The sequence below is a fragment of the Olivibacter sp. 47 genome (genome assembly GCF_030372825.1).
Taxonomy (GTDB): domain Bacteria; phylum Bacteroidota; class Bacteroidia; order Sphingobacteriales; family Sphingobacteriaceae; genus Olivibacter; species Olivibacter oleidegradans.
In genome coordinates, this window is the sequence record NZ_JAUCNR010000001.1 from 231026 (window position 1) to 243108 (window position 12083).

The following is a 12083-nucleotide window of genomic DNA, read 5'->3' on the forward strand; positions in this document are numbered from 1 at the left end:
CGCGCCACCCTAACCACCCATTTTATTAAAAAAATAATTTTTCCTTTATGAATAAAATTCAGGCTATGGTGGAATTACGACAAAGACTACAATCCCTAAAAACAGCTAACGAAAAGACCATCATGTTGTTAGAGGATCTCTTCTCCCCAATTTCATTTAAACGAAGCTGGGTGATTTCCTATCCTACAGGTATTTCTACTGCATATCTTTATTATATCACAGGTGGTCTGGTAAGAAGTGTGGTTTCCAAATCCAGTGGAGACTACTGCTTGTGGATAATCGATAAAGGATTTATAGTGCCGGGTAATGGCTTTCTATCCGGAACAAAAAAAGAGGAACTTATTCAGGTTTTAAATGATACAGAAGGATACGCCCTTAACCTTTTACGCGCAGATGCCATTGCACGCAACAACATCAATATGTACAGAATGCTGCTGGAAATTTATGAAGAGGCCGTAGTGGAAGGTGCCGGAAGAGAGATCATGCTGCGAATTAAAAATGCAACAGACCGATATAATTACTTTCTTATGGAATATCCTGATCTTGCCAGAAAACTGACCATTGAACAACAGGCTCAATACCTACAAATTGACAGAAGATATCTGTACAAGATTATCAAATAAAACCACTACAGTAAAATCGCAGGTTTTCTCTACACCAAGCCGAAAATAGGCAGATTTTCACATAAGCTATTTTTATGGGGTGAAACCATTTTATTCCGCGCTACATTTCTTTCAAATCCCCTCTAGTTCGACATAAGAGCTGCTTAATCGTGATTAATGACCTAAAATTTATCGTTTTTGTGACAAGAATCTGTGTCTTTTACGACAAAGCCATGTCTCATATCCGACAAAAGTTTTCGAAAACTGATACAAAAATTTATTTCTCACTTTCAGAACTTTATCATATTAGATAACAGCTTTTAAGATACCCATATGGATGCCTTGTATATAGATATAAAAAGAAAAAGGAAAAGAAGAACTGGCAAGAGATAACACTGGAAGTAATTGGTATTCTTCTCATTGGTCTTTTTGGTTTAACTGCATTTGACAAGGCAATTCGCTTTGAGAGGTTTTACAGTGAATTGGGTAAATCTCCATTTCTTATGAATTATGCTTTCATAACTGCAATAGGGACGCCATTGGTTGAGTTGGCAGTGGCCGTTGTATTAAGTATAGATAAAACAAGATTAAAAGGCTTGTACGCATCGGTTTTTCTTATGAGCTTATTCACCGCATACATATATATGCTTGTAAACTTCAGCTACTTTACTTCATGCCTGTGCTCGGCTGCTATAGAGTCACTTTCATGGCAGCAACATTTAATATTCAATATTGTGTTTCTGGTACTGGCGATCATTGGAGTTTTAATAGAGGAAACCAATCCACAGAATCAAATACCAAAGTCATGAAAAAACTGTTAAACAATTTATATCCGCATTCGCCACCTTAACTAAGATGTGCTATATCACTGACGATCTATCTGAAAAGCGAATTTTTAAGAACTAACAACAAATAAAATGAAGCTATCATGATCTATTCAAACCAAACAGGATATGAATAAATCTGATAGCTTCATCACCACTAAAAAATAAATTTAAATAGATGAAAAAAACAATTTTAAGAATCACATTGGCTGCTGGGTTGGTCGGTGTGGCAAATTGGGCAATGAACAATGACATTGTAGCAAAGGCCTCGGTGCTAAAGGTTCAGGAAGAGGAATACCGTATTACAGATTCATCACATCCGAATTTTAATCTGGTGGGACCCGAATCTGAAATTTCGCCTTTGTGCCAAGGTTCTCAGCAAACCTGTGCGGAGCCAACGGATCAGAATTCTACTGCTCCAAACTTAGAGTGGAACGGAAATGAAAATAAATTTTAGATTTTCAAACAATGAGCGGAGAATCCGCTCATTGTTAACATGATGAGATGAGAGTTTTTGTTTCTTTGCTGATTTCGCTTACATTACCCATTCTGATAATCTATGGGTTATGGGCAATGGCTGATTTACCTAATAAAAAAGACAATGGTTTTCACCGGAAAATTCTCATGGGCCAGTTTGAAGAGATCAGCAGGTCTATATTAAAAAAACAGACAACTGCAATATTGGGAACGTATGGCAAATACACGTTTTTGGAGACAGATGATCCCAGGTTTTTGTTAAAATTTAACAACGATTCTTATCAGACATCGGTTATGACCATTGGCAATTTTTCGCCAAGTTTAGGGAATAAAAAATACAAGTACCAGTTATTAGGTGCTCAGCTCTATCGTTACGACCGCAGTGGAGAAGTTGAAATTTTTAATCTGGATAACAATATACCAAAACTGTTCTCACGATTTGAAGCGCCTCCGGTGATTTATTACGTGCCTATTTCAGATAATAGATATGGCTATTTAAAATACACCGGTATTGAAACATTCAAGCAGTTTTGTATCGGCCGTTTTAATGGCGTTACAATATCCTGTGATACCGGTAATGCCATTTTATCCGAACCAAAGGGGCTGATAGCGGATGGGCAATTAAATTTTGATGATTCCACCCAGACTTTTGTCTATACGCACTATTATAAAAATGAGGTAACAACTTTCGATACCTCATTACACCTAAAAAATATCGTTCACACTATCGACACAGTTACAAACAGCTTAAAAGAAGGCGAAAATGGTGCAAGGTTTGCGATAAACCAAAAGAGCTGCGTACACGACGGACTACTGTATATATCGTCCAATCTAAAAGCAGATAATGAATCGCGATCCCATTATACCCGGCATATTCCGATTGATATATACGATATAAAGGCCGCTTCCTATTCAGGCAGCTTTTATCTTCCGGTTTCCAAAGGTAAACTGATCAAATCAATGAAGTTTATATCACGGTATAAAATATTGGTGTTATACCATAGCAATGAATTACGTCTTTTTACTGTCAGAGATCTGTTCAATCTGTAATGGAAAGGATATCGATCACCCGCTTTTCCTTCTTTACTCCCAAACCGTATCTGGCCATTTCAGATTCAAAAATATCCTCGTCAAAAGTTAGCATGTTGACTACTTTTCCCTGCTTTCTATCGAGAAATGGAGACTTACTGAAGTCAATTACGATGTCAATAGGCTCGGATATATTCGTCTCATTGATAAACGGCTTTGCCCGGAACATATTCAAGTTCTTAACGAGGTGGCGCATGTTCCATTTCCTCATAATTATCTTTTCAGTGGTTATGGCTGCATTTTGATCGCCACCCTTATAAACAAGGCTGTCGGCGACTTTCGTTTTATCCTTGACATAAAGAACCAGACATTCAATATTTCTTTTTACTATTTTCCCTTTTATGGGGAAAAACCGATTAAAATCATCAAACATGTATTGATAGACCAGCGTATCTGGGACAAACTCCCGAAGTTTTAATTCATAACTGTATAAATTATGCTTATTGTATTCCTGTCTGGTTTTCCACTTTCGGAAAGGTAAGTCCGGGAAAAAAGGAATCTTTGTGTTAACGTCAGCATATAGCCTCCTGATGGAATCATCTTTTATATTGACCTCAACACGATACGGATTGACATTCCCATCTCCTTTGTTTTTCCATAACATGTATATGCAGTAATAAAGACGTATAACGGGGTAGTTCGAAAAAAACGCCCGATTGACGGTTTTATACTTCGTACTGTCAGTGCCGAAGCTCGGGGCTCCTCTGTCAAACATGCCGCGATGTGGAGCATTTGGGTTATATTTTGAAAGCATTGATCGGTACAGCACATCATCGCTGTCAGCATTACTTAACCCCTCTTTTTCATAATTGAAATTTTCTCTTTTGACCGGCAACCTAAGTTCTTCGTTCGCTAAAAACTTTTGGATATTTTCTTTACTTATTTCGCTCCCGCCTGTAATGGCAACTACAACGCCCTTATCGTTGATCCATACTTCGTGGGGCAGGGTTAAATATGGAAAGTATCTCTTTAATATTTTATCGTTCGTAATAATATTTGACTTGATTTCTTTGGGAATTAAATTCTTTTTATAAATGTTATTGACCAGACTATCATTTTCGTAGGTAACGTAAAATATTTCCAGTTGATCGGCGAATTTCTTTTGTAAGTCAGATAACTTCGGCATTCCATTAAGACAGGCAAAACACCAGGTTGCCCAAAAGTCAATGATCACATACTTTGATTTGATTTTTTTTTTTGGGGACTATCAAAGCCGTTGATTGCAGTAAGGTCTATCGTATCTCCTACTGTTAATGGTTTAATAGGAATATTTCTTTCGTTTTGGCAATGGCTTTCAGTTGGAAAGTTCATTCCCGTTAATATCACCAGTACAAATCTTAATTTTCTTATGTAGTTTCTCATTTCAATTCTCTTGTTAATAACCTTCATTTTGGATTAAAAAAGGATTCGTGTCCAGCTCCTGTAAGGGCACAGGCCAATAAACATCAGTAGATTGCCAGTTTACCCCCTTGATCGTTTGTAGTACTGTGGATGCAAGGCTCAGTCGTTTAAGGTCAAACCAGCGATGACCCCATTCCATAAATAATTCATGCCTGCGCTGTGTTCGGATCTCATCTATCGTCTCCTCGATGCTGTTAATAACTACTTCTTCCAATCCCGCCCTTTTACGGATCATGTTCAAATCCTGTAGGGCGTTGGCAATATCGTTCTGCCTTGCCAAAGCCTCTGCCCTTATCAGGTGCTGCTCGGCAAGTCGAAACACAACTAGGTATTCCGATAATTCAGTACCTATCTGCACTTTATATTTATGGGGGGAATGATAAACTCTATCAGCGATTGTTAAGGAGCTTATCCATTCATGTTGTCGCTTATCGGCATTGGAAAATGATTGTAGGAAATCTTCAATCAGAAAGTAATTTGGAATCCTGCTGCTAGATGTCGGAATTAGTATTCTTCCGATATTGGTGTTATAGCCGGGAAATACCGGTATTAGCTGCCAGATTGTTTCTTCACTTGCTTTTAAAAATACTGTTGAAAGCTCAGGAAGTGAATATAAACCACTATTGATGATCTGGGAAGCTTTCTCTTCCGCTAGTTGCCATTTTTCGCGATAAAGATAAACTCGAGACAACAAAGCGGCGGCTGCCAAACGGTTGGGCCTGACTTTATCCAAAACCGGATAGTCTTCCGTCAATAACGTTTCAGCCTCTGTAAGATCCCTTTCAATCTGTTCATAGACGCTAGCTATTTCGGTTCTGCCAAGGCGCTGGTTAGCCTGATAGTCGGTTTCCAATATCAGCGGAACATCTCCGAATAGGTTCACCAGATAAAAGTAGCAGAACGCCCTGATAAATTTCGCTTCTCCCAGTAGTTGATTCCGTACAGACTCACTTAGATTAGATGAAGATAAAAGTCCTTCAATTGCCATGTTGGTGTTGTAAATGCTACTGTATGCCATGGACCAAAAACTACCGACCAATGTGTTGTTAGTCTGTATATTGCTGTTTAGAAATTCAAGATAACTCTGCGAAGATTGTGAATAAGATAGCTCGTCTGCATTGAGTGCTACGGCAATGTGCATGTCAGCATTTAAAGTATGGGAAATGTTTGAAAGGTTACTATATATCCCGCTGACTACAGACGTTGCTGTCGCTTCATTGTTGAATGCGTTAATTTTACCGATCTGGTTGGGCGGTAATTCAACTTCCACGAAATTGCTACAGCCTGTAAAACTTGTGATGATCGCCATCAGATAGTATTTAAATAATTTTTTTTGTTTCATTTTTATGCCGTTAAAAAGTTCCCTGAATTCCAAATGTTAATGTTCGCAGAGGCCGGAGGGTACGCATGCTGGTTACTTCCGGATCATTACCTTCGTATCCCGTGAAGGTCAGTAGATTCTGTCCCTGAAAGTAAATGCGAAGCTGCTTGATGTCCATGCTGCTAACCCAACGATCAGGCAAACGATAGCTGAGTGAAACATTCTTTAATCGGATAAATGAGGCATCTGTTATTACACCATTCGATAACAGGTAATTGCTTCTTGCAGTTGCGGCTCCTCCCCCTGTAGAAGGTTTCTGAATCTCACTATCAATATTTGAAGGGGTCCAATGGTTTGCCAAAACCTTTGGTTGGTTAAAGTTTGTAGTTCCCATTAACGCCGGAAGACTATGTATGAAACTGTATCCGTCCTTTTTGACAAATTGAAGAAAGACGTCCAATTGTAATCCCTTGAACTGGAAGCTGTTGTTTAACCCGCCGTAAAATTTCGGTGTAAGGTCGCGAATAACGCTGCGACCGTTGTTAAGATCGATAGACCAAAGGCCTGTCTCAGGATCTACCCCTAAATAGGGATATAACTTAACGATGTTCAGGGACTCGCCGATCGCATATTGATTTGCATAACTTGATTTATCGAGACCGGGAAAATCAAGTAACTTGTTTGTTGCGCGTGTAATGTTGAAAGACGAATTCCATTTGAATGCAGGTTTTTGGAGATTTATGGTGCTGATTTCAAATTCCCACCCTTTGTTTTCCACCTCGGCAGGTAGATTTTGGGTAATGCCTCGGAATCCCGTCTGAGATGGTAAGGTATATTGCAATAGTTGATTGGAGCTTCGGTTTCTGAACCAAGCTCCTGAAAACAGTATCCGATCTTTCAATAGACCAAGCTCCAAAGCCATTTCCAATTTACGGTTGCTTTCCCATTCGTAGTCAGGATTGTAAAGACGTTGCGGAGCTAGGCCACCGACACCAGCGTACGGATAACGGACATTTCCATAAGTGTCAAGAAACTGGTAGTCGCCTATTTTATCGTTTCCTGTCAGCCCGTAGCTTGCTCGAAATTTCCCAAAGCTTAAGAAGGTTAAATTGTTTTTAATGATGTTCTCATTGGTAAAAATCCATGCGGCACCAATTGCGCCGAAATTTGCAAATTGACGTCCGGGTCCGAAACGGGAAGAACCATCCCGTCGCCCGGTCAGATTAAAAAGATATCGTTCTTTATATTGGTAATTGATCCTTCCGAATATTGCCTGATACCGATAAAGTCCATATTCTTCGGTGACATTTAGGGTACTTGCCCCGGTTGTGGAGAACAACAATTCTTCGCTACTATAATTGCTGGCAAATATAACCCTACCGCTGGATTTCTCTTCCTGCCAACTGGATCCCAACAACATTTCCAACTTATGGTCGCCAAAGCTTCGGATATACGTAAGTTGCGGCTCTACAATCCAACTATTAAAATCACTATTGGCGAATGTTGATTCCCCGCTTATCCTGGAATTGTTCGGTATAAAAGAGCTTAACGGATAAACGTTGGCCTCATCTGTGGCAATGGTGGTATAACCGGCATTCAACCTGATAGCTATGTGTTTTGTAATACTGTAGTTAGCGTTCAGATTGCTGACCAAATTCTGCGTTTTTGTCCGGTAACTTCTCAATGTAGCCGCCAAAGGGTTATTATATACGGCTGATCCGTTTTCTGACCATGATAAGGATCCATTATCTTCATATGGTAGTAAGTTTGGTGCAGTGTAAATACCCTCTGTTAAATCGGTGGGAAGTATGTTGTTCTTGTAATCTGAAAAGCTGCTCGTAAAAGAAATCCGGAACTTCTCATTTTCGGATCTGTGATCGAGATTTAATTGCGCGCTTGCTCGTTTGTCGACCTCATCTCCGGGATAAACGTTTTCCTCCGTTCGATAGGCACCTGAAATACGGAACTGTGTTTTATCACTGCCCCCTGAAAGGTTTAACTGTAGATCAGATAAATGAGCTGTATTTCCAATTAAAATTTTTTTCCAATTTGTATACCGCTGCTGATCGTAAAGTGTAAGGTCAGGAGCATTTACAGACGTAGGGGAGATGTTATCATTTACAAAGGCTTGAGCACGCATTTCAATGTATTCCTGTGTGTTCATTAACGGCATAGTGTGCCCGACCTGGCTAATACCTGTGTAAGCATTCAGGCCAACTTCTGTTTTTCCCTGCTTGCCTTTCTTTGTGGAGATGAGTATCACACCGTTTGCTCCTCTACTACCAAAAATTGCGGTTGCATCAGCGTCTTTAAGCACTTCGACACTCTCAATGTCTAATGGGTTAATGCTGTTAAACGGACTTTGTGAACCCACAGAACTGGCTTTTGAAATACCGGCACTTAACCACGGCACTCCATCGATCAGGTATAGGGGTTCGTTGCCGTTTGCAATCGAGCTTCTACCTCTTATAAGAACATTAAAATTTGCTCCCGTACGTCCGCTCTGTTGTGTTATCTCTACTCCCGAAATTCGCCCCTGTAACGCAGCTATAGGATTGGCAACCGGTTGCCTTGAAATTTCTGCTGCGGTTACACGCCCAACACTACCGGTGTTGAAGCGTTTGGTAGTTTGTCCATAAGCAATTACTACGGTTTCGTCTAAGGTATTTTGCTGTGGATCAAGTTTTATGGTATAGTACTGGCTGGTGGAAATATCATACTGAATTTCTTTGGTTTGATAGCCCAAATAGGTGACCGTAAATGTTCCCTTGTTCTTTTTGGTTATGACAGTGAAATTCCCTTTCTGATCGGTGGTTATAGAGGTGACTTCCGTACGTACGGTAGCCCCTTCAAGCGGTTCGCCATTAACTGCTGACAGCACGTTACCCTTCAGCGTTATTTGCCGTAAAGCCACGCCGGTGGCAGCCTCCGGGGAGGAGGACTGCCGGGCGTGTGCCAAACAAACACAGAACAAAATCTTTAAGGTTATAAGGTAAAAGGCGTAAGGTCTAAGGACGCGCAAGATCACTCCGCTCAAACCTATCTTTATGCCTGTTTTATATGGGTATCTATTGGCGACCTTTAAAGTGTGATTCGCAATGATTTTATGTCGTTGGTCCCTGCACACGGTCGTTCGTCCCAAAAAATGGGGACGGACAGTAGTGTGGAGATTGGTGATATTTCTTTTATTAGTACTGTTTTTCTTGAATCGGGATTTAGCTGATAGCCGATTGCCGAAAGCCGATAGCTCGCCTTTTGGACACAGCAAACCCCTTATGAGCGTTAAATTCATTTTCTGTGATTACGGTTTGGTTAAAAATTAGGTTGAACTTCTTTTTGGAAAGAAGGGGAAAGGGGCTAAACAGGAGATTTAATAAGGTTCTTGTATAGATTCTTTTTAGTGCCTTTTTTCTCCGTACATTGAATTGTCAGATTGAAATCTGAAGTGCTAACGATAATTTCTTCATCGTCAACGAGAGTTACTACCGGATAAAATTTACTTGGTTGGTATGGGAAGAGCTTAAACAGAAGACGACCCTTGACCTTTCTTAAGACGGCTTTAATCGATTTAGGTATCTTTTGCTTTTTCATAATCTATTGTTAGGAATAGCAAAGAAAAAACAAATGCGGTGAAAATTAGAGAAAATCACTTCCAACACTTGATGTTGTAGTTCAGAAAGATGAATTTATACGGAGGTTTGTTTAGAAGTATTTGTTCTTTTGTGGAAGTTTTACTATATTTACGATTATAAAAATTTATAACATGAAAATAGGGAAAAACATCATTGAAATCCGAAGAGCTCACAAGTATACTGAAGAGTTTATGGCCGACGAATTGAAAATTAGTGTTGATGAATACAAATCAATTGAAAATGATGATGTTGACATAACTTTAAGTATGCTGGATGCAATTTGTAGTGTTTTGTCTTTAACTCCTGCAGAATTGCTTCAACTTAACGAGCCGACTAACGGAATAAAAAATTATTTTTTTAACCATAGTGATAATTCGGGAACAAATATTAAGATTCAGGGAATTGATCAAAAAGAAGTAAGAAAAGCATATAAAGAGTTATATAGTGAAGAACTAAAAAGGATACCCAAGCTTGAAAAGTTGTTGCGCGAAAACAATATACCAATAGATTTTTGAACCTTTTGACATGAAAGTTGGCGATAATATAAGAGAAATTAGGGAAACCGAAAAGAACTTTAAAAGGAGCTATATGGCCGATAGGTTAAATATCTCCGAAAGGGCATATGGTAACATTGAGAATAATGTTACAGATATAAGTTTAACTAGACTGGAAGAGATTGCTTCAATATTTGAATGTAGTCCAGAATATATCCTGAACTATAAGCAGTCTAAGAAAGAATTTTATAATTATTTTCACAACAAAAGCGGCAATAAGGGAACTAATATTATGCATCAGGGCGGAACAGGCATAGAGTCAGAAAGCAATAAGAAAATCCTTAGATTACAAGAGGAATTGCTAGAAAGCGAACGGAAACGCATCTCTTTACTGGAAGCACTATTGAAAAACAATAATATCGAATTTTAAGTATTTAAGATATGAAGATTGGAGAAAATATTAAAGAAATCCGAGAAAAGGAAAAAGGCTTGCACAAAGAGGATGTAGCAAAGGCTCTCGGTATAACAGTTAAAGCGTATAGTAATATCGAAAATAATGTTGCAGACGTTACAGTGTCAAGACTTTACGAGCTATCGGAGATTTTCGGAGTAGCCCCAGAATATATACTCAACTATCAAGAAAAGGCCACTTATACAAACCACTTTAACAATTATGATGGTAATCAGGGAGTGAACATAATGTACCAAGGCTGCTCTTCTGACCAGATCAAGAATTTAGAGGAACAGGTTGATAAAAGTAAAAGAGATGCAAGTCGCTTACAGGCTCGGGTGCAAACGAGGAATAATTAACCAATTACCCTCCCGCGGTACACTTCTTTACGATGAGTCAACCAATTAAATTTGAGAAGCAGCTTTTTGTTGACGTAGCCAAGCTGATTGAGGAAAGCAAACAACAACTTGCTCAAAGCGCAAACAGTACACTCACCTATCTCTATTGGAGAATAGGGAAGCGTGTAAGTGAAAACTTACTTACAGAAAAAAGAGCTGCATATGGGCAGCGTATCATTGTGGGACTTTCAGAGAGATTGGTACAGCAATATGGCAATAATTTCTCTGAGAAGAATCTTAGGCGAATGATTCAATTTGCCACAGTATTTTCAGATGAGCAAATTGTCGTATCGGCAATACGACAATTGAGTTGGACACATTTTATTGCTTTGATACCATTGAAAAGTGAGCTTCAACGGGAATTCTATTTGGAATTATGCAAAGCTGAAGGATGGAATGTAAAGACCCTTCGTGATAAAATAAGTAGTACCTATAGCGAACAGCATCTCGAAGATGCCATTTTAAGGGAACTTGAACGGTTTATTCTGGAATTGGGCCAAGGATTTAGTTTTGTGGAGCGTCAAAAGCGTATGATTATCGACGGAGAGGACTTTCGGTTGGATTTGCTGTTTTACCACCGAAAACTTAAGAGACTCATTGCCGTCGAGCTGAAGCTAGGTCGCTTCAAAGCAGCATATAAAGGCCAGATGGAACTTTATTTGAGATGATTGGAGCGTTATGAGATGGAAGAAGGTGAAAATACACCATTGGGGTTGATTCTTTGCGCCGAAGGTAACCACGAACAAGTGGAACTCTTACAACTTGATAACGCAGGTATCAAGGTTTCTGAATACCTTACTCAGTTGCCTAGTAAAAAACTGCTAAAAGAAAAATTACATCAAGCTGTTGAAGTGTCAAAAAAGCAAATCGAGAATAAAGTAGAGGATAAGCCCTAACAATTATTATGCAAACAATATAAATAACCAATTAACAGTCTTAAGGCAAACGGAGGTATCAATATGGCAAATATAACGGTTCAACCACCATTAAGCAATGTGCAAATGGAATTGCTTAAATTGTTTTGTGTGGATATACCTGAAAACGAATTGCTGGAGCTAAAGAGCATGATGGTTAAGTTCTTATTGGAACGCGCTCGTGATAGTGCTGATGCTATTTGGGACAAGAAAGGATATAGTGATGAAAAACTGAAAAAGATACTCGATAGCAAATAATAGTTATGGCTTTGCTGAAAGTAGTATTAGATACCAATGTTATTCTACGTTCTGTCTATCTCCCGAGGTCTGCATTTTGTGATGTATTATACCCAAATCTTATATCTAACGTGGAGAAGAGAGCCTTTGCCGAAAGCAATATGTGAAGAAATGAATCGAATACAATTTATTTGCCGCTGCGAATTGATTACCAAGACGATAAATCAGCGATTGTCCCCCTCA

Annotated in this window: 13 protein-coding genes; 10 read left to right on the forward strand and 3 right to left on the reverse strand. The window is 39.1% G+C overall.

What is annotated here, in order from left to right; translation table 11 throughout:
• Positions 1-47: 47 nt before the first annotated feature.
• The 4 genes from QT327_RS00920 to QT327_RS00930 all read left to right on the forward strand — a co-directional run bounded on the left by QT327_RS00920 (position 48) and on the right by QT327_RS00930 (position 2953).
• Positions 48-623 (forward strand): Crp/Fnr family transcriptional regulator, encoded by a 576-nt coding sequence (locus QT327_RS00920; RefSeq protein ID WP_130858297.1) that lies wholly within the window; start codon positions 48-50, stop codon positions 621-623.
• A gap of 374 nt (positions 624-997) precedes the next feature.
• Positions 998-1411: a MauE/DoxX family redox-associated membrane protein gene (locus QT327_RS28100; protein WP_354004803.1), complete on the forward strand. Its 414-nt coding sequence runs from the start codon at positions 998-1000 to the stop codon at positions 1409-1411.
• A 193-nt stretch (positions 1412-1604) separates the two neighbouring features.
• Positions 1605-1883 (forward strand): hypothetical protein, encoded by a 279-nt coding sequence (locus QT327_RS00925; protein WP_289551653.1) that lies wholly within the window; start codon positions 1605-1607, stop codon positions 1881-1883.
• 47 nt (positions 1884-1930) lie between these two features.
• Entirely contained in the window at positions 1931-2953 is a 1023-nt protein-coding gene (locus tag QT327_RS00930; RefSeq protein WP_289551655.1) for a hypothetical protein, read from the forward strand.
• Here QT327_RS00930 and QT327_RS00935 read toward each other — a convergent pair.
• The 3 genes from QT327_RS00935 to QT327_RS00945 form a co-directional block, all read right to left on the reverse strand.
• Positions 2943-4181, reverse strand: a complete 1239-nt coding sequence (locus QT327_RS00935) for a TlpA family protein disulfide reductase (RefSeq protein ID WP_289554399.1) — start codon at positions 4179-4181, stop codon at positions 2943-2945. The two genes, QT327_RS00930 and QT327_RS00935, sit on opposite strands and share 11 nt — an antisense overlap.
• Positions 4182-4367: 186 nt before the next feature.
• Positions 4368-5735: a RagB/SusD family nutrient uptake outer membrane protein gene (locus QT327_RS00940; protein WP_289551657.1), complete on the reverse strand. Its 1368-nt coding sequence runs from the start codon at positions 5733-5735 to the stop codon at positions 4368-4370.
• Between the two features lie 10 nt (positions 5736-5745).
• Entirely contained in the window at positions 5746-9006 is a 3261-nt protein-coding gene (locus QT327_RS00945) for a SusC/RagA family TonB-linked outer membrane protein (protein ID WP_289551658.1), read from the reverse strand.
• A 471-nt stretch (positions 9007-9477) separates the two neighbouring features.
• Here QT327_RS00945 and QT327_RS00950 point away from each other — a divergent pair, with 471 nt between their 5' ends.
• The 6 genes from QT327_RS00950 (at position 9478) to QT327_RS00975 (ending at position 11861) form a co-directional block, all read left to right on the forward strand.
• Positions 9478-9861 (forward strand): helix-turn-helix domain-containing protein, encoded by a 384-nt coding sequence (locus tag QT327_RS00950; protein ID WP_013663477.1) that lies wholly within the window; start codon positions 9478-9480, stop codon positions 9859-9861.
• 10 nt (positions 9862-9871) lie between these two features.
• Complete coding sequence (locus tag QT327_RS00955; RefSeq protein WP_289551659.1) at positions 9872-10270, forward strand: helix-turn-helix domain-containing protein; 399 nt, start codon at positions 9872-9874, stop codon at positions 10268-10270.
• A gap of 11 nt (positions 10271-10281) precedes the next feature.
• On the forward strand, positions 10282-10650 hold the full coding sequence (locus QT327_RS00960; protein WP_289551660.1) for a helix-turn-helix domain-containing protein: 369 nt from the start codon (positions 10282-10284) through the stop codon (positions 10648-10650).
• A gap of 32 nt (positions 10651-10682) precedes the next feature.
• Positions 10683-11357: a PDDEXK nuclease domain-containing protein gene (locus QT327_RS00965; RefSeq protein WP_289551661.1), complete on the forward strand. Its 675-nt coding sequence runs from the start codon at positions 10683-10685 to the stop codon at positions 11355-11357.
• Between the two features lie 15 nt (positions 11358-11372).
• Positions 11373-11585: a hypothetical protein gene (locus QT327_RS28460; protein ID WP_289551662.1), complete on the forward strand. Its 213-nt coding sequence runs from the start codon at positions 11373-11375 to the stop codon at positions 11583-11585.
• A 63-nt stretch (positions 11586-11648) separates the two neighbouring features.
• A complete protein-coding gene (locus tag QT327_RS00975) occupies positions 11649-11861 on the forward strand; it encodes a DUF8507 family protein (RefSeq protein WP_289551663.1) in 213 nt (70 codons plus the stop codon).
• Positions 11862-12083: the final 222 nt, after the last annotated feature.

What these genes read in the sequence shown, in the direction of transcription:
- QT327_RS00920 (WP_130858297.1), top strand. Translation starts at nt 48, where the DNA reads ATGAATAAAATTCAGGCTATGGTGGAATTACGACAAAGACTACAATCC.
- QT327_RS00930 (WP_289551655.1), top strand. Translation starts at nt 1,931, where the DNA reads ATGAGAGTTTTTGTTTCTTTGCTGATTTCGCTTACATTACCCATTCTG.
- QT327_RS00955 (WP_289551659.1), top strand. Translation starts at nt 9,872, where the DNA reads ATGAAAGTTGGCGATAATATAAGAGAAATTAGGGAAACCGAAAAGAAC.
- QT327_RS00965 (WP_289551661.1), top strand. Translation starts at nt 10,683, where the DNA reads ATGAGTCAACCAATTAAATTTGAGAAGCAGCTTTTTGTTGACGTAGCC.
- QT327_RS00960 (WP_289551660.1), top strand. Translation starts at nt 10,282, where the DNA reads ATGAAGATTGGAGAAAATATTAAAGAAATCCGAGAAAAGGAAAAAGGC.
- QT327_RS00975 (WP_289551663.1), top strand. Translation starts at nt 11,649, where the DNA reads ATGGCAAATATAACGGTTCAACCACCATTAAGCAATGTGCAAATGGAA.
- QT327_RS00940 (WP_289551657.1), bottom strand. Translation starts at nt 5,735, where the DNA reads ATGAAACAAAAAAAATTATTTAAATACTATCTGATGGCGATCATCACA.
- QT327_RS00950 (WP_013663477.1), top strand. Translation starts at nt 9,478, where the DNA reads ATGAAAATAGGGAAAAACATCATTGAAATCCGAAGAGCTCACAAGTAT.
- QT327_RS28460 (WP_289551662.1), top strand. Translation starts at nt 11,373, where the DNA reads ATGGAAGAAGGTGAAAATACACCATTGGGGTTGATTCTTTGCGCCGAA.
- QT327_RS00925 (WP_289551653.1), top strand. Translation starts at nt 1,605, where the DNA reads ATGAAAAAAACAATTTTAAGAATCACATTGGCTGCTGGGTTGGTCGGT.
- QT327_RS00945 (WP_289551658.1), bottom strand. Translation starts at nt 9,006, where the DNA reads ATGAATTTAACGCTCATAAGGGGTTTGCTGTGTCCAAAAGGCGAGCTA.